The sequence below is a fragment of the Ruegeria sp. CDSA089 genome (assembly GCF_059612205.1).
In genome coordinates, this window is sequence record NZ_JBXWQD010000003.1 from 354,153 (window position 1) to 377,480 (window position 23,328).

Annotated in this window: 21 protein-coding genes; 5 read left to right on the forward strand and 16 right to left on the reverse strand. The window is 60.8% G+C overall.

What is annotated here, in order from left to right:
- Nucleotides 1-32: 32 nt before the first annotated feature.
- Complete coding sequence (gene glpK / locus AC2FJ6_RS10665) at nt 33-1,511, forward strand: glycerol kinase GlpK (protein ID WP_170772936.1); 1,479 nt, start codon at nt 33-35, stop codon at nt 1,509-1,511.
- 13 nt (nt 1,512-1,524) lie between these two features.
- Here glpK and smpB read toward each other — a convergent pair whose 3' ends face one another.
- From smpB to AC2FJ6_RS10715, 10 genes are all read right to left on the reverse strand, one after another.
- The gene (smpB, locus tag AC2FJ6_RS10670) at nt 1,525-2,007 is read right to left on the reverse strand and encodes an SsrA-binding protein SmpB (protein ID WP_170755184.1); all 483 of its coding nucleotides are present in this window, start codon (nt 2,005-2,007) and stop codon (nt 1,525-1,527) included.
- A 41-nt stretch (nt 2,008-2,048) separates the two neighbouring features.
- Entirely contained in the window at nt 2,049-2,591 is a 543-nt protein-coding gene (idi, locus tag AC2FJ6_RS10675; RefSeq protein WP_170355873.1) for an isopentenyl-diphosphate Delta-isomerase, read from the reverse strand.
- Nucleotides 2,592-2,743: 152 nt separating this feature from the next.
- A complete protein-coding gene (locus AC2FJ6_RS10680) occupies nt 2,744-3,157 on the reverse strand; it encodes a c-type cytochrome (RefSeq protein ID WP_170772938.1) in 414 nt (137 codons plus the stop codon).
- Between the two features lie 113 nt (nt 3,158-3,270).
- Entirely contained in the window at nt 3,271-4,290 is a 1,020-nt protein-coding gene (locus AC2FJ6_RS10685; RefSeq protein WP_170772940.1) for a P1 family peptidase, read from the reverse strand.
- A gap of 81 nt (nt 4,291-4,371) precedes the next feature.
- Nucleotides 4,372-5,118: an SDR family oxidoreductase gene (locus AC2FJ6_RS10690; protein WP_496668957.1), complete on the reverse strand. Its 747-nt coding sequence runs from the start codon at nt 5,116-5,118 to the stop codon at nt 4,372-4,374.
- Between the two features lie 55 nt (nt 5,119-5,173).
- On the reverse strand, nt 5,174-5,593 hold the full coding sequence (gene arfB, locus AC2FJ6_RS10695) for an alternative ribosome rescue aminoacyl-tRNA hydrolase ArfB (RefSeq protein ID WP_170772944.1): 420 nt from the start codon (nt 5,591-5,593) through the stop codon (nt 5,174-5,176).
- 263 nt (nt 5,594-5,856) lie between these two features.
- Nucleotides 5,857-6,501 carry a queuosine precursor transporter gene (locus AC2FJ6_RS10700; RefSeq protein ID WP_496668960.1) on the reverse strand — a complete coding sequence of 215 codons (645 nt, stop codon included), beginning with the start codon at nt 6,499-6,501 and terminating at the stop codon, nt 5,857-5,859.
- Between the two features lie 91 nt (nt 6,502-6,592).
- A complete protein-coding gene (locus tag AC2FJ6_RS10705; RefSeq protein WP_170772948.1) occupies nt 6,593-7,477 on the reverse strand; it encodes an esterase-like activity of phytase family protein in 885 nt (294 codons plus the stop codon).
- Nucleotides 7,450-8,313 (reverse strand): penicillin-insensitive murein endopeptidase, encoded by an 864-nt coding sequence (mepA, locus tag AC2FJ6_RS10710; protein WP_170772950.1) that lies wholly within the window; start codon nt 8,311-8,313, stop codon nt 7,450-7,452. The genes AC2FJ6_RS10705 and mepA overlap by 28 nt, the downstream gene beginning before the upstream one ends.
- Nucleotides 8,310-9,677 (reverse strand): MFS transporter, encoded by a 1,368-nt coding sequence (locus AC2FJ6_RS10715; RefSeq protein WP_170772952.1) that lies wholly within the window; start codon nt 9,675-9,677, stop codon nt 8,310-8,312. Before AC2FJ6_RS10715 ends, mepA begins: the two co-directional genes overlap by 4 nt.
- A 131-nt stretch (nt 9,678-9,808) precedes the next feature.
- Here AC2FJ6_RS10715 and AC2FJ6_RS10720 point away from each other — a divergent pair, with 131 nt between their 5' ends.
- From AC2FJ6_RS10720 to yaaA, 3 genes are all read left to right on the forward strand, one after another.
- The gene (locus tag AC2FJ6_RS10720; RefSeq protein ID WP_170772954.1) at nt 9,809-10,096 is read left to right on the forward strand and encodes a YggT family protein; all 288 of its coding nucleotides are present in this window, start codon (nt 9,809-9,811) and stop codon (nt 10,094-10,096) included.
- A gap of 78 nt (nt 10,097-10,174) precedes the next feature.
- Nucleotides 10,175-12,214, forward strand: coding sequence for a DNA helicase RecQ (recQ, locus tag AC2FJ6_RS10725; protein WP_496668962.1), 2,040 nt, complete (start codon nt 10,175-10,177; stop codon nt 12,212-12,214).
- A 32-nt stretch (nt 12,215-12,246) separates the two neighbouring features.
- On the forward strand, nt 12,247-13,017 hold the full coding sequence (yaaA, locus tag AC2FJ6_RS10730) for a peroxide stress protein YaaA (protein WP_480876158.1): 771 nt from the start codon (nt 12,247-12,249) through the stop codon (nt 13,015-13,017).
- Here yaaA and AC2FJ6_RS10735 read toward each other — a convergent pair.
- Complete coding sequence (locus AC2FJ6_RS10735) at nt 13,008-13,466, reverse strand: VOC family protein (protein WP_496668965.1); 459 nt, start codon at nt 13,464-13,466, stop codon at nt 13,008-13,010. The two genes, yaaA and AC2FJ6_RS10735, sit on opposite strands and share 10 nt — an antisense overlap.
- A gap of 9 nt (nt 13,467-13,475) precedes the next feature.
- On the reverse strand, nt 13,476-15,680 hold the full coding sequence (locus AC2FJ6_RS10740) for a response regulator (RefSeq protein ID WP_496668967.1): 2,205 nt from the start codon (nt 15,678-15,680) through the stop codon (nt 13,476-13,478).
- 117 nt (nt 15,681-15,797) lie between these two features.
- Here AC2FJ6_RS10740 and AC2FJ6_RS10745 point away from each other — a divergent pair, with 117 nt between their 5' ends.
- Nucleotides 15,798-16,649 carry a 2-keto-4-pentenoate hydratase gene (locus AC2FJ6_RS10745; RefSeq protein ID WP_496668970.1) on the forward strand — a complete coding sequence of 284 codons (852 nt, stop codon included), beginning with the start codon at nt 15,798-15,800 and terminating at the stop codon, nt 16,647-16,649.
- Here AC2FJ6_RS10745 and AC2FJ6_RS10750 read toward each other — a convergent pair whose 3' ends face one another.
- From AC2FJ6_RS10750 to AC2FJ6_RS10765, 4 genes are read right to left on the reverse strand one after another with little or no spacing between them, the layout of a single operon-like run.
- A complete protein-coding gene (locus tag AC2FJ6_RS10750; RefSeq protein ID WP_170772963.1) occupies nt 16,650-18,692 on the reverse strand; it encodes a DUF7408 domain-containing protein in 2,043 nt (680 codons plus the stop codon). It abuts the gene before it with no gap.
- Nucleotides 18,689-21,451 (reverse strand): DUF4159 domain-containing protein, encoded by a 2,763-nt coding sequence (locus AC2FJ6_RS10755; RefSeq protein WP_170772964.1) that lies wholly within the window; start codon nt 21,449-21,451, stop codon nt 18,689-18,691. Before AC2FJ6_RS10755 ends, AC2FJ6_RS10750 begins: the two co-directional genes overlap by 4 nt.
- Nucleotides 21,448-22,323, reverse strand: a complete 876-nt coding sequence (locus tag AC2FJ6_RS10760; RefSeq protein WP_170772965.1) for a DUF58 domain-containing protein — start codon at nt 22,321-22,323, stop codon at nt 21,448-21,450. Before AC2FJ6_RS10760 ends, AC2FJ6_RS10755 begins: the two co-directional genes overlap by 4 nt.
- Nucleotides 22,320-23,327: an AAA family ATPase gene (locus tag AC2FJ6_RS10765; RefSeq protein ID WP_496668972.1), complete on the reverse strand. Its 1,008-nt coding sequence runs from the start codon at nt 23,325-23,327 to the stop codon at nt 22,320-22,322. Before AC2FJ6_RS10765 ends, AC2FJ6_RS10760 begins: the two co-directional genes overlap by 4 nt.
- Nucleotide 23,328: the final 1 nt, after the last annotated feature.

Genomic DNA, 23,328 nt, shown 5'->3' on the forward strand with positions numbered 1-23,328 from the left:
TGCAAAACCAATACCGGAGGGGGGCGCAGGGCATGACCTATATTCTCGCCATTGATCAGGGCACCACATCATCGCGGGCCATTCTGTTTGACGCTGAAATGCAGCGCGCTGGCACCGCACAGCACGAATTCACCCAGCATTTCCCGCAGGAAGGCTGGGTCGAACACGACCCCGAGGAAATCTGGGACAGCGTTTTGCGGGTCTGCCGCGAGGTGATGGAAACCAATGGCGTCACCCCCGACCAAATCGCCGGTATCGGCATCACCAACCAGCGTGAAACCACCGTGGTCTGGGATCGCGCCACCGGGAAACCGATCCACAACGCCATCGTCTGGCAGGACCGCCGCACCGCCGAGATTTGCGCCCGCTACAAACAAGCCGGTTGCGAGGATGATGTGACGGCCCAGACCGGCTTGCTGCTGGACCCATATTTCTCGGGCACCAAGGTGAAATGGCTGCTGGATACCGTCCCCGGCGCGCGCGAAAAGGCCGAACCCGGAGAGCTGCTGTTCGGCACCATCGACAGCTTCCTGATCTGGCGTCTAACCGAAGGCCGCAGCCACGCCACCGACGCCACAAACGCCGCCCGCACCCTGTTGTTCGACATCCACAAAGGCGAATGGAGCACGGAGATCTGTGATCTACTGGACGTGCCGATGAATATGCTGCCGCAGGTCCATGATTGTGCCTCGGACTTCGGAGAAACGACCCTGTTTGGGGGAAATATCCCCATTTTGGGCGTCGCCGGCGACCAACAGGCCGCCACCATTGGGCAGGCGTGTTTTCAGCCGGGGATGATGAAATCCACCTATGGCACGGGCTGTTTCGCGCTGCTGAACACGGGCGACAAGCCGGTCGAATCGAAAAACCGTCTGCTGACTACCATCGCCTACCAGCTGGACGGCAAACGGACCTATGCGTTGGAGGGCTCGATCTTTGTGGCCGGGGCTGCGGTGCAGTGGCTGCGTGATGCGTTGCAGATCATCGAAACGGCCCCCGAAAGCGGAGAATTGGCGCAACAAGCAGACCCTAATCAGCATGTCGTGCTGGTGCCCGCTTTTACCGGGCTGGGCGCGCCTTACTGGAAACCCGATTGCCGGGGCGCAGTGTTCGGTCTGACCCGCAACTCAGGTCGGGCCGAGTTCGCCAAAGCCACCTTGGAAAGCATCGCCTACCAGACCCGCGATCTGTGGCACGCCATGCAAGGCGACTGGGGCGCGGATACCGATGTGACGCTGCGCGTCGACGGTGGCGCCAGCGCCTCGGATTGGGCGATGCAGGGTTTGTCGGACTATCTGGGGGCCGAAGTTGACCGTCCGGTGATGCAGGAAACAACTGCTCTGGGTGCGGCGTGGCTGGCCGGAATGCGCGCGGGGGTCTATCCCGATCAGCAAGGATTCTCGGAGACCTGGGCGCTGGATCGCCGGTTTAAACCTGAAATGTCGCAGGAAGATCGTGATGCCGCCTATGACCGTTGGAAACGGGCTGTGTCGGCCGCGATGGCGTTCTGAACCCGGTGAAGGATCAGCTATGATCCTTCATCAACCGCTGCTTCTGGCGTGACCAGTCGCGTTTGGCCTGCGTCTCACGCTTATCGTGCAGTTTCTTACCCTTGGCGATTCCAATCTTCAGCTTGGCTCGGCCCTTGTGATTGAAATACAAAACCAGCGGCACCAGCGTCATACCCTTGCGCTGGGTCGCATTCCACAGACTCGACAATTCCTTGCGCGATACCAACAACTTGCGGCGGCGGCGTTCTTCATGCTTGAAGACCTTCGCCTGCTCGTAAGGCGCGATATAGCTGTTGATTAGCCACAGCTCTCCGTCATCGACCGAGGCATAGCTTTCAGCGATGTTCGAGCCACCCGCGCGCAGGGATTTGACCTCGGAGCCTTCCAGCATGATGCCGCACTCAATATCCTCTTCGATCGCGTAATCGAAGCGGGCCCGCCGGTTTTCGGCGATGACTTTGTAGTTCGGGTCGGTCTTCTGCTTTTGCTTGGCCATGACGCGTTGATTTAGGCGGCTTGGCGCGGCCTTGCAAGCCCTCAGGTCTTGGCCGAGATGATCAGGTCGGGGCCGAAAATCGTGTCGGCGTGGTTGTGCAGATAAATCTTGAGCCAGGGCGTGAAACGCGCGGGGTGGCGCTGCACCTCGGCCAGAAGGTCGTGATAGTCGATCCAGCGGATATCCATCACCTCGTCGGGGTTCGGTTCGATCTGCAATGGCCCACGCACATGAGCGAGGAACACGTCCACCACCTCATGCTCGATCATCGAATTGCCCACATCGGCGTGGTATTCCAGCCGGTGACGGTATTCGGGATAAAGTCCGGTAATCCCCAACTCTTCGCGCAGGCGGCGCACTGCGCATTCCGAGGGCGTCTCACCCCAGTCGGGATGGGTGCAGCAGGTATTCGCCCACAGGCCCGGCGTATGGTATTTGCCCATCGCCCGGCGTTGCAGCAAAATCTCGGTGCCGCGCACGACAAAGACCGACACCGCCTTGTGCCGCAAACCCTTTTCATGCGCTTCAAGCTTGTCCACGGGGGTCAACTCGCCATCGACCCAGGCCGGGATCATGATTCCCATCTTTCAACTCCTGCTGCCTGCCCGACGGACAGGTCGGGCTCGTTCGGCTGCGTATGTCCAAGGTGGCGATGTTGAGCACTCATATCAATCGCACGAAAGGCCGCAGGGGGACTGCGGCCTTTCGATGAATCTCAGGAGATCGGTGTCAGATATTATTCGCCCGAAACGCTGACGATATAGGCATAGACGTCTTCACCGCCGGATTTCAGCCGGAAGGTCATTTTCGACTTGGCCGCTGTGTCATCCAGATAGGTTTTCAGGAAGGCTTTGGGGTCCTGAACATATCCAACGAAAGTCGTTTCATCCCAGACCAGGCCATTTTCACCTGCAGCGACAAGGCTGTCGCCATATTTGAATCCATCAACGGTACCAGCGGTACGGCCTGCGATGGCGTAGAGGTTCGGACCGGTCTTGCCGCCTTTGACGATGGCTTCACCGGAGGCATCGGCGATCTGGTGGCAGGACTTGCATTTGTTGAACGCTTTCTTGCCCGCTTCGGCGTCACCTTCTGCATAGGCAGGAAGGGCCAGAAGACCGGCAACTGCGGTGGCGAGGATACGATTCATAGCTTTTGCTCCGATACGAATTGGCTGCACTGAATGGACCGTCAGTGTAGATGAGAGTCAACGCGCAGATTGCCGCGCGATGGCACTGTGTCACAGCCCGACTTTGGTCGTCCTTAACTTAAGTCATGTATCTGTGACCAACAGGGTAACAGATCCCCTGTCTGTGGCGTCGCCTCAAAGATGGCGCGACCTATGGCGCGGGCCAGACAGACGGCCGCTGCGTGTCCCAGCGCTCCTATCTGCATCGGGTCACCCCCAAGCGGGCGGGTCCCCGTGCTGACTGCAAAGACCAGGTCCCCGTCGCCCGGCGTATGGGCGGGAACGATGGCGCGGGCAACACCATCATGGGCGGCAACCGCCATTCGATGACATTGCGACTTGGACAGTTTGGCGTCGGTGGCGACAATCGCGATGGTGGTATTTGCTTTGTCCGGCGCCGCCGGGTGCATGGCCTGCGCCTTGCGGCTGGGGGCTGGTTGCCCCAGACCCGAATTCGGGTCGGGTCCCAGTCCTCCGAATTCACTATCCATTTCGAACGGCGCGGCCCAGAAATGGCGATCACCCGGCGTGGTGACACTGCCCAGTGGGTTCGCCGCCGCCAAAGCGCCGACCGTGATGCCATTGGGCAGAACGGCAGAAGCCGAGCCCAGCCCGCCCTTTTGCATCGCTGCCAATGCGCCGGTGCCGGCCCCAATGCTGCCGAGTTCAAATTGATCTGAGGCCGAGAGATACGCTTGATGACCCAAGCTGCGATACGGGTTTTCAACCCATGCCTTTTCACCGCCGTTCAGCAAGTCAAACAGGATGGCGCCCGGAACGATGGGGACCACAGCCGCGCCGACGGCGAAGCCCCGACCCTGCGCGCGCATGGCATCCGAGACGCCGGAGCAGGCATCTAACCCGAAGGCCGATCCCCCGGACAGCACGATGGCGTCGACTCGGTCCACGGATTTGTCCGGGGCGAGAAGGTCAGTCTCACGCGTGCCCGGAGCGCCGCCCATCACATGGACCGATGCGATGAACGGGTTGGCGGAGGTCAGGACCGTGGTGCCGGATTTCAGCGCTGCGTCCTGCGCGTTGCCGACCAGAAGGCCGGGGATATCGGTGATCAGGTTTTTGGGTCCGGGTGTCACGACTGACTGGTCCGTTTGGGGCGGAAAGCGCGCGGGCGCGCTGCCTCCGGCGGGGATATTTTTGGCCAGATGAAGGGCGGATCAGATACAGCGGCCACCATCGACCTCCAAAGCTGTGCCAGTGATCATGCTGGCCTCGTCCGAGCACAGGAATAGGGCGGCGTTTGCCATATCCTGCGGGGTTGAGAAACGGCCGAGCGGGATGGTTGAGAGGAATTTGGCGCGGATTTCCGGGGTGTCTTCGCCCATGAAGGATTTCAGCAGCGGGGTTTCACCGGCCACCGGGCAGATGGCGTTGACGCGCACGCCGGACGGGGCCAGTTCCACAGCCATGGTTTTGGTGGCCGTGATCATCCAGCCCTTGGACGCGTTGTACCAATTCAGGTTCGGGCGCGGCGACAGGCCCGCCGTGGAAGCCACGTTCAGGATCGCGCCTGCGCCGCGTGCCTTCATCGCCGGGACAAAGGCGCAGGCAGTCAGGTAGACAGATTTCATGTTCACGTTGAAGACGCGGTCGAAATCATCCTCAGTCACGTCCTCTAGCGGAGTTGGCAGGTGGGTAACGCCCGCATTGTTGACCAAAATATCGAGGGTTCCGAAGGTTGCGGCTGCGGCGTCGGCCATGGCCTGAACCGAAGCTCGATCAGCTACATCCACCTGTTGCGCGGTGGCTTGGTCGCCAAGGGACGTGGCCATGTCTTGTGCCGCGTCGCCGTTGATATCTGCAACCATCACGCGGGCACCTTCGGCTATGAATGTCTGCGCGATGCCTGCACCGAAACCGGATGCACCGCCGGTTACGATTGCCGTTTTACTCTTAAGCCTCATAGCCTTGCCCTCCCGTTTGGTGGTCAGACTAGCAAGGCGCGGGGAAACTGCCAGTTCAATCTTCGTTAACACGTCCGCGCAGTGCCTTGACGTCAGAGCGTGCCTTTTTCGCCGCCAGCCGCCGTTTCACCGACCCATAGGTGGGTTTGGTGGCGATGCGCCGTTTGGGTTTGACCAGCGCGCGGGAAATCAACTCGGCCAGGCGGGCGCGGGCCAATTCTCGGTTCCGGGCTTGTGAGCGCGTTTCCTCGCACTGGATGATGATCGCGCCGTCTTTGGTCCAGCGCCGTCCGGCCAACCGTTTCAGCCGCGCCTTGACCGGATCGGGCAGGGATGGTGAGCGCGCAGCCTCGAACCGCAACTCGACTGCGGTTGAAACCTTGTTCACATTCTGCCCACCAGGGCCGGAGGACCGAACAAAGGTTTCGGTCATTTCCCAGTCTTGCAGGATGATATCGTCGGTGATGCGCAACATGAGGCGGACCTTAGCGGGCGCGGGCGGAAACAAAAAGGGCCGCCCCGGTGGGACGGCCCTTCGAAAGTACAGGAGGTTGGGTCGGTTAGATCAATCGACCAGCCGGGGTGATTACCCCGCCAAGGGCTGCCCTAGCAGGCTTTCCCCCCGGTTGTTCCGACACCTCTCTCCAATCTCTTTCTCGACACTGGATCACCTCCTTTTCTATCTGTTGCGGTTGATAAGGATGGTGACACAAGATGCGCTATTCTCAAAGCACTTTTTTACGCGGGCTGTGCAATCAATCGGCCAACGATCACTTTGAACGGGATCAGGGCGATCAGGGCCAGCGACAATTTCACCAGCCAATCCGCAAAGGCCAGCGTCACCCACAAGGGCGCCATCGGGCCGGTCAGCATGAAGGGCACGGGCTCCCACGCCCAGTTGATCGCGGCGTCCGCATTGGCACCGAAGAATGTGACCGAGGCCGAGAAGGCCAGCGTAAAGAAGATCGCGGTATCCAGTGCAGACCCAACCAGCGTCGAGACCAACGGCGCGCGCCACCAGCGTCCGCCGCGCAGCGAATTGAATACGGTGACGTCGGTCAGTTGCGCGATCAGGAAAGCGGTGCCCGAGGCTACGGCGATGCGCAGCGGGACGGCGGCATAGGTGAACCCGTCACCTTGCAACATGATCTGACTGCCAATCAGCGAGCAGATGATGCCGGTGACAAACCCGGCGAACACGACCTTGCGGGCCGGGCCCACGCCGTAGACGCGGTTCATGATGTCCGTGACCAGAAAGGCCAGCGGGTAGGTGAAAGCACCCCAGGTCAACAGCCCGTCAAGGATCAGGAACTGGACCAGAAAGTTCGAGGCCACGACAATGGCGGCCATGGCAAAAATGCCGGGAATAAAGCTGCGTTGCATATTTTGATGCCCGTTTTGTCAAGGTAGCGGCGACTTGGCCAAGGGACCGTCCCAAGGCAAGCCGTGCGTTTAGACCCTTGGGTGTTCTGAGTCAATCGGGCAGAAGATACTCGACCAGCTCGGTACGTTGCAGCGCCAGAAAGTTGTCATCCGAGATCATGGTGGCGCGCAAACGGTCTTGGTCATCGCGCCAGATGGACAGCCCCTCGAGGTTGTCATGCGTGCCGGTGCCCGTTTCAAACAGGGTTTCTTCGCTGGTCACCTCCCCGTCGCCCAACTGCCAGCGTCGCAAACGCGAGCGGAAGCCGGTCCACCCGACTGCGCGCTCTAACAGGTAAAACCGCCCGTCAGGGCCGACATCCGCCGCAACAGGCAAAAACTTACCGCGTTGCGGCAAGACAAAGGGGGTCGCCCAACCCTGACCATCCCAACGGTAGACGGGAATATCACCCTGCGCGGTGCGGTTCTTTTCCGGCAAGGTATAGAGACGACCGCTGGAATCCATCGCCAGCGCCTCGAACGACCCGTTGCCATTCAATGCGTCGAACGCTTTGGGGCGCGGCAGAACACGGGCTTTGGCCTTTAATCCTGTGTAATGCGCGACACGGTGGATACCCTCGAAAGAGACGTAAAAGCTGCCATCCGGGGCAACGGCGATCCCTTCGGAATCGCCCGCTGTGCCAGACATGGCGCGCCCAGTGCTGGACAAAAGCCGCGCGTGGTCGGTCAGGGTGACGCCGGTGATCTGGCCCCTGTCGCGCTCGATCCGAGCCTCGATGACCGTGGACCGATCGCTAAGCGCGACTATGCGCTGCCCCTGATCATAGACATGAACGGCAGAAAATCCGCCGAACCACGCGGCGGGGTGTTTCCAGGTGTAGCTGCTCAGGTGCGAGGCCGTTTTTGCCTCAACTGCCCAAACAGCACCTGCGACCAGAGACGCGGCGATCAGTTGGATTGCAGAACGGCGGCGCATTGTTGGGGCAGATCGGCAAGTCGGTATTCTCGCCGGGGCTTCGGCGCAGGCGCATTCGGGTCCGGTGGCGGCGGGTTGAGGATGTTGTTCACCCATTCCTGCGCCTGTGCGCAGCCGTCACCCTTGGGGGGTGGGTCCTGATTGACACAGCCGCGCGACCCTCTCGGGCAAGCCAGGCGAACGTGGAAGTGATAGTGATGCCCCCACCAAGGCCGGATCTTACGCAGATAGGAACGGTTGCCTTTCTCATCCTTGCACATTTGCACTTTGGCACCGGGGAAGACAAAAATCCGAGCGACGCGCTTGTCCTTGGCAGCTTCGCGCAGCACCGCGTGGTGTTGCTTGGTCCAATTGCCGTTTACAAAGGCCCCGTTTTCACGGCGCAGGGAGATGGACGAGATATTCTCGCGCGCCTTGCGGGACAGGCGCATATTGTCACCGGGCAGCATCCAGATGTCGATATCCAGACCCAACTGGTGCGAGCGGTGCCCCGAAGTCATCGGCCCGCCCCTCGGCTGGCTGATATCCCCGATATAGAGACCATTCCACCCCGGCTGTTTCGCCGCAAACCGGCTGAGGTCCTGCGCGAAGTCGATCGCCTGCGGGTGCCCCCAATTGCGGTTGCGCGACAGGCGCATGGCCTGCCAAGTCGGACCGGTTTCGGGCAGCTGCACAGATCCGGCGGCGCATCCGCGCGAATAACTGCCGAAAGCGGCCGGTTTTTGAGCCGAGCTTTGCTTTTGCGCGCCAAATAGCTGCTTGGCCAGGGGTTGCGCCCCGGCCGTGCCTGCCAGTGTCAATGCGGCCAGAACGGCCAAAAAACGTAATAAAATCATCTGCTCTGATCCCCTTCCGGTTTCACCCAGCGCATCAGGACTAGACCCAGAATAAACAAAGCGATGATTGGTGACACCCCCAGACGCGCACTGCCCGTCGCAGTTGTTGCAATTCCGATCAGCATGGGCGCGGCAAAGGCGGTTGCGCGCCCTGACAGACCATATAGGCCAAAGCTTTCCACCGGAGCCGTAGGATCGGTATGACGCACCATCAGCGACCGGCTGGCCGATTGCAGAATACCCCCCATACCGCCGATCAGAACGCCACAGCCGAAGAACATCATGTCCGGCAAGCCTGACCCTTCGGGCAACGTGATCCCGTAAATCTGTGTCCGGTCCATCGACACCACCGTGACGCAGACAAAGATCAGTACCCAGATTGCGACCAAGATCACTGGTTTAGGGCCGTATTTCTTGTCTGCCTTGCCCCCAATCCACGCAAAGATGGCCGAGGCCAGAACGCTCACAATTCCAAACACGCCGATCTTGATAAGGCCCCATTCCAGCACCAGCCGCGCATAGACCCCGCCAAAGCTGTAAAGCCCGTTCAACGCGTCACGGTAGAACATGGACGAGCCCAGATAAGTCGCCAGACTGACCCGGTGGCGCAAGTCCGAGATAGATTTGCCCAGCAGTTTCAGCGCATCCCCGACCGAGCCCTGTTTTCCGCTGTCAGGATCGTCCTTTACCCACAGGAAATAGGGCACCATGAACAGGATGAACCAGATCGCGGTAAAGGGTCCGACGAACCGCGTGCCCTCCTGATTGGCCGCATCCAGCCCTAGGATCGGTGCAATCCCAATCAGCGTCTTGCCGTTGGGTTGTTCGACAAACAGCGTCAGCATGATCGCCAGCGAGATCAACCCGCCAAAATAGCCAAAGGCAAAGCCCGAGCCTGAAATCTCGCCCACTTCATTATCATCGCCCAGTTCGGGTAGTTGCGAGTTGATAAAGATCAGCGCGTATTCAGCGCCCACAAAGCCTAGACCAAAGGCCGACAGCATCAGCCACATGTTTGACCCATCAGGCAGCGTGTACCACAGCGCGGCGGACCCCACAGCATACATGACCGAGAAGGCAAAAACCCAAGGGATGCGCCGCCCCGACACATCGGCCATCGCTCCCAGCAACGGCGCACCAAACGCGATGATCAGCCCAGTGATCGTCAGGCAATTTGCCCAAACCGTCTGCGCCCGCGCTGCGGCGGCTTCGGCATCCAGCCCGGTGCCGCTGAAATACCCCGCCGCAATCCCTGCGAAATAGGGGCCAAAGACAAATGTCACCAGCAATGTATGAAAAGGTTGCGACGCCCAATCGAAAAACCACCAGCCCCAGATGCGCTTGCGCTTGGAAATCTCTGCCATGACCGCCCCTGTTTTTTTCTTGCGTCAATAAGACGGGGCTTTGGGTCAATTCGCAAGCGTTCTGTGGGCGCGGGCTTGCTCTTTGACGCAAGGGCGCTTAGGTCTCAGGCAATCGACCACCCGGAGGCCCCATGCTGTCGTTGATCCAAATTCTGCTGCTGATCCTGGACATTGTCTGGTTCATCATTCTGGCCCATGTGATCATGAGCTGGCTGATCAACTTTCAGGTGCTCAACCTGCATCAGCAACTGGTTGCACAAATCTGGTACGGCCTGAACCGGATACTCGAACCGATCTATGGCCCCATACGGCGTTTTTTGCCCAATATGGGCGGTCTGGATCTGACACCTCTGGTCGTGCTGGTCGGTGTCTATGCGCTGCGGATCATTCTGATCAACAACATGGTCTATTTCGTCTGACCTCTTGTTCACCGAATCTTAGTATGTGATTGTCCTGTCTTAAGAGCAGAAAAACCTTAAAACAGGGCAACCCCGCAGATGTTCGACTCCGCGCCTTTGCTGCGAGATGTCTTTGGATTCGACGACTTCCGACCCGGTCAGGAAGAGATCGTCGACGCCGTGACGGCAGGCGAGAACGTGCTGGCCATAATGCCCACGGGCGGTGGCAAATCCCTGTGTTTCCAACTACCTGCCCTGTTGCGCGACGGGGTGACGGTGGTGATTTCCCCCCTGATCGCCCTGATGCGCGATCAGGTGCGCGGGCTGCAAGAGGCCGGGGTTGAGGCTGGCGCGCTGACCTCGGGCAACACCCCCGAAGAAACCGATGCGGTGTGGGAGGCGCTGGAGGCCGGGCGGCTGAAGCTGCTCTACATGGCTCCCGAACGTCTGGCCGCCGGGTCAGCTCTGGGCATGCTGCGCCGGATCAATGTCGGCCTTATTGCGGTGGACGAGGCGCATTGCGTCAGCCAATGGGGCCATGATTTCCGCCCCGATTACCTGCGGATCGGAGAGCTGCGGCGCGCACTGAACGTCCCCTTGGCGGCCTTTACCGCCACAGCGGATGCGGAAACGCAGGATGAGATTGTCGAGAAACTGTTCGACGGCACCGCACCCCGCAAATTCCTGCGCGGCTTTGACCGACCCAACATCCATCTGGCCTTTGCTGCCAAAGACGGGCCACGCAAACAGGTGCTGGATTTCGCCGCCGCGCGCAAAGGGCAATCCGGCATCGTTTATTGCGGCACCCGCAACAAGACCGAGGTGCTGGCGCAGGCCCTACGTGCCGAGGGCCATTCGGCCTGTCACTATCACGGCGGTATGGACCCCGAAGATCGCCGCATTGTCGAAACCCGCTTTGCGCGCGAAGATGGACTGATCGTGGTCGCGACCGTCGCCTTTGGTATGGGCATCGACAAACCCGATATCCGCTGGGTCGCCCACGCGGACCTGCCGAAATCCATAGAAGCCTATTATCAGGAGATCGGGCGCGCCGGACGTGACGGCGACCCTGCGGAAACGCTGACCCTGTTTGGCCCCGATGACATCCGCCTGCGCCGCGCGCAAATTGACGAGGGGCTGGCCCCACCGGAACGCCGCATGGCCGATCATGCCCGTCTGAACGCCTTGCTTGGGTTGGCCGAGGCGCTGGTCTGCCGCCGTCAAACCCTGCTGGGTTACTTCGGTGAACAGGCTGAACCCTGTGGCAAATGCGATCTGTGCGATGCCCCGCCCGAGGTATTCGACGGCACCACGCCGGTTCGCATGGCCCTGTCTGCCATCTTGCGCACCGAGGAATGGTTCGGCGCAGGCCATCTGATCGACATCCTGCTGGCCAACGAAACCGACAAGGTCCGCGCGCGGCGGCATGATGCGCTGTCCACATGGGGCATTGGAAAAGACTGGTCCCGCCCGCAATGGCAGGCGATTTTCCGGCAGATGATGGGGCATGATCTGGTCCGCCCAGACCCCGACCGCCATGGCGCGCTGCGCATGACCGAAGCCGCCAAACCGATCCTGAAGGGCGAGGCGCAGATCAACCTGCGCAAGGACACGATCCGCAAAGCCACCCGCCGCCCCGCCGTCAAAGCGATGGTGGCCGAAGAAGACGCGCCGCTGCTCAGTGCCCTCAAGGCCAAACGCCGCGCGCTGGCGGAATCGCAGCGGGTGCCCGCGTATGTGATCTTCCCCGACCGCACCCTGATCGAAATGGCGGAAACCCGCCCCATGACGCTGGACGACATGGCCCGGATTGGCGGCGTCGGCGCGAAAAAGCTGGAACGCTATGGCGACACCTTCCTTGAGGTGATCGCAGGCGAGGCCGCCGCGCTGCACCCTGCTCGGCGCAAACTGGCCGGGCGCGATCAGGGGGACATCTACGACCAGCTTTTGGCCGTTCAGAACGATCTGGCGCGTGGGCCTGACGGGATCGACAAACCGCTGACCTGCTCTGCCTCGCAATTGGCCAAGGTCGCGCAATTGCGCCCCGGTGATCAGCGCGGGCTGGAACAAGTGCTGGGCGATCGTCGTCACGAAAGGTTTGGGGCCGCTTTTCTGGACGTCTTGCAACAAGCGGGCTAGATACCCCGAACAGGCAAGCGAAGAGGGCGGATATGCTGGTAGTGATTTCCCCGGCCAAGCGGCTGGACTGGGCCGAGCGCGATGTGACGGTCACGCAACCCGACTTTCAGGACGACGCGATCCGGCTGTCGAAAACCGCCCGAAACCTGACATTGGGCGATCTGAAAAAGCTGATGGACCTGAGCGACGATCTGGCCCGCCTGAACCGTGACCGATACCGCGCCTTTTCCGATGCGCCCGAGGCCGAATTGACCCGTCCCGCCGCGCTGGCCTTTGCCGGCGACACCTATCAGGGGCTTGAGGCCGCATCTTTGGATGCCGATGAAATGGCATGGGCGCAGGATCACCTGCGGATTCTGTCGGGGCTTTACGGCGTATTGCGCCCTCTGGATGCGATTCAAGCCTATCGGCTTGAAATGGGCAGCAAGCTGAAAACCCGGCGCGGCAAGAACCTGTATGAATACTGGCGCGATCAGCTGAGCAAGGCTTTGAACGCGCAGGGCGTGCAGATCGGATCGGACGTGCTGGTGAACTGCGCCAGTCAGGAATATTTCGGCGCGGTTGATCCCAAAGCGCTCAAACTGCGGGTGATCACTCCTGTGTTCATGGAGGACAAGGCGGGCACCCCCAAGATCGTCAGCTTTTTCGCCAAGAAAGCGCGCGGGGCCATGGCGCGCTATGTCATCCAGCACCGCCTGACCGATCCTGCGGGGCTGTTGGACTTTGACAGCGGTGGGTATGAATACCGCCCCGACCTGTCATCCGAGGACAAACCCGTCTTTGTGCGCCCCTATCAGGCCTGATCCTGCATCGAAGTGTCATAGGCCACCAGCTCGACCGTATTGCCTTCGGGGTCTTCGGTGAAAATACCGCGCCAACCGATCCAGCCGAACTGCTCGACGCGGTAAGGCTGGCCCAACTGGTCATACCAGCGCAGGACGGCCTCTTGCTCCTGAAACGGCAAAGACAAAGCAATGTGATGCAGCGATGACCCGGCTCCGGTCGTGGGGCGGCCTGCACCTGCGGGATGCAAACCGGGGCGCGGAGCGGCCGTGTGGTGGAACAGGGCCAATACCTGCGTGTGGCCGCCAAATCCTGGACCAATTCGAAAGAATGTGATGGCGCTGTTGTGATCGCCGCTCAGGCGCTCCAACCCGATGACATCCTGATAGAATGCCACCATTGCGCGCATGTCTGCGCACCGAATGGCAATCTCGCCCAATGCGCGCGGTTGAAATCCACGGTCCGACATGGGTACAACCTAGGTGGGTTCCATTGCGCTATCAATCACCGGCTGTGCGTCATCAGGCTCATGATCCAAGATCATCTGATGAATTTTCCGCTTTTGCAGCGGCTTGGTCAGGTAATGATCCAACCCCGCAGACAGGATACCCTGATCATCGCCCGCCATCGCATGCGCCGTCAGCGCAACGATTGGCACAGCGCGCCCGGTCTGGATCTCATGCCGCCGAATCTCACCCGTAGCCTGTTTTCCATCCATTCCGGGCATCGAGATATCCATGAAGATCAGGTCGGGGTTAAAATTCATATAAGCCTCAACCGCCTCGGCCCCGTTATTAGCAAAGCGCAGGTCAATGTTCAGCGTCTTGACCATCTTTTGCAGGATCAACTGGTTCGTCCTGTTATCCTCAGCCGCCAAGACGCGCATCAGGCGCTGATCCAAGGTGTCTGTGGCGGGCGCTGGCTCGGTTTCCTGTTGGGCGGGGGCATCCACCTTGTGTTGACCCAATGCAGTCAGGCGCGCGTAAAGCTCGGATCGCGGGATGGGTTTTTGCAAGACCCCTTCGATCAGGTGACGGGCGGGATTGGCATGTATAGTGCCGGGATTGGCAGACATGACCACAATCGGCAACTCACCCCAGCCCCGTTCCTTCAATGTGGTGGCAAGTTCCAACCCATCCATATCCGGCAGGTCGTGGTCGCACAGCACTAGATCGACCGATGAGTCGATAGCCGCCAACGCCTCACCCCCAGAGATGCAGACAGTGACCCGAGACCCCAGCCGCCCAAGTTGTTTGGACAAGATCGCGCGGTTGACCGCCAAATCCTCAACCACCAGCACATGGTTGAGCCTGCCTTCAAGATCAGGTGGTTCGGGCTGAGGACCTTCGGCCGTGGGCAGTGATATCCGAAACCCAAAGCACGAACCCTGCCCCGGATCGCTTTCCACCCAGATCGTTCCGCCCATCAACGTGATCAGACGCTTGGTGATAGCCAGACCCAGCCCGGTTCCTTCGAACTGGCGGTTTTTCTCATCTTCGACCTGATTAAACTCTCCAAAGATGTGGTCAATTTTCGCCTGCTCGATCCCGATGCCGGTATCTTCGATTGCCACGTGAATATCGCAGCTTTGCGCCTCGGCATTGGGGACGCCGGTGACGCGGATCAGCACATGGCCATTGGCAGTGAATTTGACAGCGTTGCCCACCAAATTGGTCAGAACTTGCCGCACCCGCCCCGGATCGCCAACAAACAGTGTGGGCAGGAACAAGTCATAGTCGACCAGCAAGGTCAGCCCCTTGTCCCGCACACCCGGTTGCAGCAACATCGCGACCTCAAGGATACAGCGTTCGAAATCGAACTGCTCGGGGTGCAGGACCAGCTTGTCAGCCTCGATCTTCGAATAGTCCAGAACATCGTTGATGATGACCAGCAACGCCTCGCCCGAATTGCGAATTGTATTGAGATAGAGCCTTTGTTCCTCATCCAAAGGTGTCTCGTCCAGCAATTCGGTCATGCCGACGATCCCGTTCATTGGGGTTCTGATCTCGTGGCTCATATTCGCCAGAAAGGCCGACTTTGCCCGATTGGCCGCTTCGGCCCGTTCTCGCGCTGATCGCAATTCAGCCTCATGCCGGACTGAAGCCGAAATATTCAGCGCTAGACTAACCACATCGCCGCCGTTGCCACGCTGATCGATGAGTTTGAAGTAGTGACCGTTCCATAGACGAATGACTTCGGGTTGCGGGTTGGCTTGCGTCCACCGTACCTTCATTCTTTCTATCCAGTCCGGGGCAGCCTCATCTCCAAGGTCGATCAGGCCCTCGGCTGTGAGAATTTCCAGAATACGGGGATAGGCAATGCCCGGCGCCACTTCTTCAATTCCGTCAAAGACGCTCAGATAGGCCGTATTGGCGCCGATCAGACGGTTATTACTGTCGAAAAACGCAAACCCGTCATGGAAGGTTTGAATCGAGTGCCACAGCCGCCGCTCGGCCACTTCAATCTTTGCATTGGCCAGTGTGAGGTCCGATTTGACCTTCTCATTCTCACCGCGGACGGTTTCAACCTCGGCCTGCGTCTCGCCAATTCGTTTGGTCAGAGCTATGGCGTGCAGGCCAAGCTTGCGGTTGGCCGCCGATAACTCGGCCTGTTTCATTTCAAGCAAGCGCTCAGCGGCAAGCCGCGCACGCCGTTCTTGTGCCAGTTTTGTTGCAAGACTCATCGTGGGCGATCCTCGGGCCATTCCGTCCCAGCATCCGGGCAGAGAGTGAAGAACTGCTTAAGCCGTTGCTTGGAAGCCAGGGCTTGTGTCAGACTTTTTGCAAACCGGAGGCTACCTATGACAAATGCACGCTATTTTTCTGCCGTCTGGCTGTTCTGCGCGGCAACGCGGCCCGCTTGGGCCGAATGCGCCACGGATGCGCAGGTTGACCGGTTTGTTCAGGATTATCTTTCCAACACGCCGACTGCGGTTCTGTCCGCCGATGGAACGATGCAAGACGCATTATGTACGCAGGCTAAAATTTCTGCTGCGTTAGAGCCTTATATGGGCCCAATCATCGGCTACAAAGCGGGTCTAACCAGCAAGCCCGCGCAGGACCGGTTTGGCGCGGATGAACCGGTGCAGGGTGTCTTGTACCGCGACATGATGGTCGCGGATGGCGCGACTGTTCAGCTGAACTGGGGCGCACGCCCGGTGTTCGAAGCCGATCTGGTTCTGGTCGTGGGAGATGCTGATATCAACATGGCCACGACGCCGCTGGAGGTGATGCAAAACATATCAGCCATTCGCCCATTTTTGGAACTACCGGACCTGACCCTCGCCGAAGGCGAACCGATCACGCCGATTACGTTGACTGCAATTGGGGTGGCGCCAAAATTGGGCGTTTTAGGGTCTGATATTCCTGTCTCCGACCCTGCCGCGATGTCCCAGGCCCTGCCAGATATGACCGTCACTTTGCGGGCGGCGGATGGGGAGGTGTTGGCAGAGGCTCCAGGCGCTGCAGTCATGGGGCACCCAGCCAATGCAGCGTTGTGGCTGATCTCGAAAGGAATCGAGTTTCAACCCGGCGATCTGATTTCGGTCGGCTCTTTCGGCCCGCTGGTCCCGCCTGCAAAGGGTAAAGGTGGCGCGTCGGTCAGCTATGACGGATTGCCCGGTGATCCCACAGTCAGCGTTGTGTTCGAATAGTCAGCGCCGCCCTTCGCGCAGCCACCCGCCGACAAGAAATCCACCGGCCAGCAAGAGCACCAACCACGGCGGCAACAGCCCAGCCTGCGTGACATCGCGCGTTTCATAAGCGTCGCGTGGTGTTAGGCCGATCCATCCTCGTCCCGAGGCCGGTCGTCCGGCCCGCACATTTCGGATCGACGGCAAACCCTCCTCGACCCGGATGGTGCCACCGCGCAATCCCGCCAGAATAGGGTCCAGTACTTCCGAGGTCGCGATCGTGCGCTCGAACTCTTTTGGCGCGGCGGGGCCAAGGCCGATCACCGCCGAGTGCTCACCCTCCTGCAAACGATAGAGGCCAATCTCGGGCCCGTAATACTGCGCTTCGAACCGACCGGGCGAGACCTCGTCCAATGTCACCTCAAGCGTTTCGCCGTTGGGAAGCGTGACGGTCACGGGGCCGACCTCATCTTCAAGGGTCTGGCGAATGATGCGCATGATTTGACCGTTGGCTTCGGCCCACAGCGCCTCTTCCTCTAGCTCGGGCTCTTTCATCATCCAATGCGCCAGACGGCGCAGCAGTTCCAATTGCGGTCCGCCGCCTTCGAACCCGCGGCTCCACAGCCACGCGTGATCCGAGGCCAACATCGCCACGCGCCCCTCACCCACACGGTCCAGCACCAGCAAGGGGCGGTCGTCCACGCCGGTCATCAGCATCTCACCCCGGCGCTGGTTCACGTCGATCTGCCGCAGCCACGCGCCCCAGTTTTCAGGATCACCCAGATCGGTCGTCACCGGATGGCGCTGACCCAGATCCGTCACCATAGGGACAAAGCGTTCTTCGATCACCCGTGCAGTTGGCTGCGCCGGAAGGATTGAGGCCAAAGGCGACCGGAAAATACTATCAGCGCTGGCAAAATCCGGCCCCGCCGCGATCAGAACTGCACCACCTTCATTGATGTAGTTACTGACATTGTCCAGATAGATGGCGGGCAGGATTCCGCGTCGTTTGTAGCGATCAAAGATGATCAAGTCGAAATCGTTGATCTTTTCCAAAAACAACTCACGCGTGGGGAAGGCGATCAGCGAAAGCTCATCCACCGGCACGCCGTCCTGTTTCTCGGGTGGACGCAGGATGGTGAAATGCACCAGATCGACCGAGCTGTCGGATTTCAGCAGGTTCCGCCATGTCCGCCCGCCGGGATGCGGCTCGCCCGAGACCAGCAGCACACGCAGGCGATCCCGCACGCCGTTCATCTGGATCAAGGCGGTGTTGTTGCGATCGGTCAGCTCACCTTCGGCCTGCGGAACGGTGAATTGCAGCACATTGCGCCCGCCATGAGGCAGCGTGACGGGCAATTCCACATCTGTGCCAATGGGAATGGTGAATTGCTCGGGCTCGGCCCCGTCGACCGAGATTTCAAGCGGCGCTGTAGTGGCACCGGCAGGGGCAGCGCCGCTATCCTCGACCCGCAGGGTCAGGGTCACGGGCTCGCCGATAATGGCAAAAGCCGGGGCGTTGCGGACAATCAGGCGGCGGTCCCAGTCGCTGGAGCGCCCGGTCTGCAACAGATGCGTCGGCGCTGGCAGGTCCGGGGCCTGATCCGCGTCATGCACGATCCCGTCCGAAACGACAACGATACCCGCGATCCGGGCGCGGGGTTCTTCGGCCAACGCCTCATTCAACGCGGCCATAACCTGGGTGCCCTCGTCGCCGTCGCCATCGCCGACCTTGATGCGGCGCAGCTCGGTGTTGTCGCGGGATTCGATCTCATCCGCCAGGGCATCCGCCGCTTGCGCCGTTTGTTCAGCCCGGTCCGACAAGGTCTGACTGGCGCTTTCGTCTTCGATCATCAGCACGATGTCGGTCAGAGGCGCACGGTCCTCGACCTGATAGACCGGCCCGGATAACGCCGCAATCACCACCAGGGCCGCCAGCCCACGCAATGCCCAGCCGGACAGACCACGCCACAGGGCAACAGCCACCCCGGCTATCGCAATCGCCGCCACCACTGCCAGAACAGGCCACGGGATCAGCGGATCAAAAAGTACGGTTCCCGTCATTGTCCCAACCTGTCCAGCAGAGCAGGCACATGCACCTGATCCGATTTGTAATTCCCGGTCAGCACATGCATCACCAGATTGACCCCGAAACGATTGGCCAATTCGCGCTGTCGCTCTCCGGCATATCCGCGCCCGACGGGCAGAAGTGCCTGACCATTGCGATCCACCGCCCAGGCTGCTGCCCAGTCATTGCCACCAATCACCACCGGCGTCACATTGTCATTGAGGTTGCGGAAGGGCATCCCCTCGATCTGTTCCGCATCCAGCGGCGCGGCTTCAACCCACACATCCGCTCCGGCATGGCGACCCGGAAAATCCTGCAACAGGTAGAATGTCCGCGTCAGCACATGGTCACGCGGGATCGGCTCTAACGAAGGGATATTCAGCGGCGCGGCCAGTTGCTGTAGCTTGCGTCCATTGGGGCTGGCAGCCCCGAACCGCGCCACGTTGGAATCGCGCGTGTCAAACAGGATCATGCCACCCGAGCGCAGATAGGCGTTCAGCTTGGAATACGCCTCGACCGAGGGTTGCGGTTGATCCGGCGTGATCGGCCAGTAGAGCAGCGGGAAAAACGCCAGTTCATCACGCTCCAGATCAACGCCCACAGGCCCGGCCGGTTCCACCGACGTGCGGTAGAACAGGGTCTGCGCCAACCCGCGCATCCCGGCCTCTGCGATCTCATCCACGTCGGCATTTCCGGTCAGCACATGGGCCAACACCAGTTCAGTCGTTGCGTTCAGGGCAAACTCGGTCTCGTCGGGCGTTTGCGCCTGCACCTCGGGTGCGATCAGCACTGCGCCCAGCGCAATCGCCGCCGCGCGCGCAAGACCAAGCCGCCCCGACAACGCCAACGAGGCGATCACGTCCACGGTCAACAACAGCAGCGCAAGACTGAGCAATATGCCTCCAATCGGGGTTTCAGTGCTGATTTCCTGCCCTTTGATCGGCACATCCGAAGGCCAAGAGACCGGCGTCAGAACGGTATCTTCAGCCAAGACGTTCAACGCCAGCTTCTGTTTGCCGCTTTCATAGAGACCGGGGCGCAAGTCAGGACCGATCGTGCCCGTCACCAGATCAACCCCGTCGACACCGGCAAGATTCCCTGCATCCATCAAACCGCCAAAACCGTCCATGACTTGCACTGGCGCCCAGGTGGTGCCCTGCAACTGAGACTCTTGCCGCGACTTAGCGGCCGAGGCGACAGCCAGACGATCCAACATTTCGACGAACAAACCGGACAGAGGCAAGCTGGACCATTCCGCATCTGCCGTTACGTGAAACAGCACCACCTGCCCCAGACCCAGCGCTTTGCGCGTGACCAGTGGCGTCCCATCCGACAGCGATGCAATCACTCGATCCGCCAGATTAGGGTCAGGTTGCGCCATCACCTGCGTCGTAACGGAAACGTCCGACGGCACCCGTAAGCCATAAAAGGGCGAGCCTTCGGGGAAGGGGGCAAGCCCCTTGGCCTCACCCCAGCTCATCGCACCACCGACCGAGCGGCCACCGCTGCGCAGCCGTACCGGCAACAGCGTATCCTCGGCATCGCGGCCCAGATCGCTGGCAGCCATACGCGGTCCGGCAAAGCGCAACAGCAACCCGCCTTGTTCCACCCATTCGACAACAGCTTCTTGCTCACCCGCAGAAAGTTTCGCCACATCGGCCAGCACGATCACATCTGGGTTCGCGGGCAGAACATTCATCAACCCGCCTTCGACAAAATCCGCCGTAGGGGTCAAAACCTGCGTCAAGTAATGCAGCGGCGACAACAGCTCCAGCCCTTCGCGGTTCAGGGTTCCCGCGATCAGCGCGACCTCGCGCCTGCGCAGGCTGTCATCAGTCAAGGTCATCGCGCCCGCCGAGCGCTGGCCCTGAATTTCAAACCGAGTGATCCGTGCGCGCAGCTCGGACGGCAAGGCCAGTTCGATCTGCGCCTGCGTTTCGCCGCTGGCAAATTCCATCGCCGCGGATTGCAGAACGCGCATCACTCCAGCCGGGTCACGGCCCTGCGCCAAAACAGTGATCTGCTGGGCTGGGCCAGGTTCGGTCCGCTGCGCTGTCAGTTGGATCAGCCCGTCCTGATATGTGGCAGGCAAAAGGGCAACAACCGCTGAGGCCGCCTGATAGACCGTGACCTCACCCCGCCCTTGCAGTGTCGCTAGGATCGTTTCCTGGCCATCAAAGTCGAGACGATCACTGAACCAATGCGTGTCGAAGCCCCCGTCCAACTGATCAAGCGCAGCCAGGGTCTGTTCTATCTGCACCTCGGTCGGTTGCCAGGGTGTCGGCGCCAGCCCCGGCAACCTGCCACGCCAGTCTTCGGCGGATTGGAACACCGGTGCTTCGGGTTCCGTCAGGCTCAGGATCGCAACGGTGCGCCCGGCGCGTCCGGCCTCGGCCAGTTGCGCGTCAATCTGATCCAGCGTTGCGGACCAGCGGGTGGCCCCGGCCCAACTGGCATCCAGCACCAGCATCAGCGGGCCGGACCCCGCTTGATCACGCGAGGGGTTCAAAACCGGCCCTGCAAGTCCGATGATGATCGCCGCCGCCGCCAGCATCCGCAGCAAAAGCAGCCACCACGGCGTGCGGTCCGAGACGCTCTCCTCATCCTTCAGCCCCAGCAACAGAGTCACCGCCGGAAACAGCCGCCGGATCGGCGCGGGCGGCACTGCGCGCAGGATCAGCCACAGGATCGGCAGGGTCAGCAGACCCAGCAACACCCATGGCGCGGTAAAACCGATGCCTGCCAAAATCGTCATACAGACCCCCGATCCAACGCACGATAGAGCCACAACAGAGCTGCCTGCGCGCTGTCACCCGTGTGATGCAGCCCAAGCTGCCAACCGGTCGCGCGGCACAACTGCATCAGCGCATCCTTGCGTTTGGCAAGCCGGTCCAGATAGCGAGCGCGCAGCTCTCCGGCCTTCAATGTCTCGTGGCGGGTCGTGCCGCCGACGCTTTCGAAAATGGTCCGGCCACGATAGGGAAAGCTCTCCTCGGTCGGGTCCAGAACCTGCAACAGAACCCCGCGCACGCCCCGGTCGGCAGCCTTGGTCAGGGCCAGTTCGACCTCGTCCATGGGCCCCAGAAAATCGGAAATGAAAACGGCCCGCGCATGCGGGATCATGGCGCGGTGTTCAGGTGGCGCATAATCGGCCTCGGCATCCTCGGACCAGGCTTGCGCCAGCCGCACGATCTGTGCGTTGCCGCGCCGGGGCGGCAGGGTGGTGCCGGTCAGGCCCACGCGTTCTCCGCCTCGCACCAGCAGGATGGCCGTGGCTAGGCCCAGCAAGCGCGACCGGTCGGCCTTGGTGGGATGGTTCTTGTCAGACGCAAACCGCATCGAGGCACCCTGATCGACCCACAGCATTACCGATTGCGCGATCTGCCATTCGCGTTCGCGCACAAATTGCTGATCCCCGCGCGCCGAGCGGCGATGGTCGATCATCCGGCGACTGTCCCCGATCTGGGCCGGGCGGTACTGCCAGAAATCATCACCCAGACCCGAACGCCTGCGTCCGTGATCGCCCAGCAGAACCGTTCCGGCCAGATGTTCGGCCCGCGCCAACAGGGGCGGCAGCCGGGACGCCTCGGCCTCAGATCTTTCACGAAGGGTCAGCGCGGCATTCACGCCGCAGCCTCGGTGCGGATCAACCCGGCAGCGGTGCTTTCGATCAGGTCAGCAAGGCTGTCCCCGCGCGCCCTTGCGGCAAAGTTCAATGCCATCCGGTGGCTGAGGACAGGGCGGGCCATATCCAAGACATCCTCGGCATTCGGGGCCAGACGCCCCTGCAGCATCGCCCGCGCCCGCACCGTCATCATCAACGCCTGCGCCGCCCGCGGACCGGGGCCCCATGCAACGGTTTCAACCACACGTTCAGACACGCCCGCCTCATCGGGACGGAAGGCGCGAACCAGATCGAGGATCAGTTCAACCACCGAGTCGCCCACCGGCATGCGTCGCAACAGAACTTGCGCTGCCAGCAGCTCTTCTTTGGTGAAAATCTCATGCGCGTCATCTTCTTCGACGCCTGTTGTGGCCAGCAGAATATCCCGCTCGGTCTGGCGATCGGGGTATTCCACGTCGATCTGCACAAGGAAGCGGTCCAACTGCGCCTCGGGCAGCGGATAGGTGCCTTCCTGTTCTATCGGGTTCTGCGTCGCCAATACATGAAACGGCGTCCCCAGCGAGCGATCCTCGCCCGCCACCGTCACAGTGCGTTCCTGCATCGCCTGCAGCAATGCCGATTGCGTTCGGGGGCTGGCGCGGTTGATCTCATCCGCCATCAGCAGCTGGCAAAAGATCGGGCCCGAAATAAAGCGGAAATGGCGGCTGCCATCTTCGGCGGTGTCCAGAACCTCGGACCCCAGAATATCGGCAGGCATCAGGTCCGGCGTGAACTGGATGCGGTTGCCGTGCAAGCCCATCACTGTCGACAGCGTCTCGACCAGTCGCGTCTTACCCAGACCGGGCAGACCGATCAGCAACGCATGCCCGCCGCACAGCAGAGCGGTCAGGGTCAGGTCCACGACCCTCTCCTGTCCGATAAAGCGACGGGTGATCGAGGACTTGGCCTCTTGCAGTTTGGTTTCCAGCGCTTCGATCTCGGACACGAGGTCGGCAGGTTCGGTCATG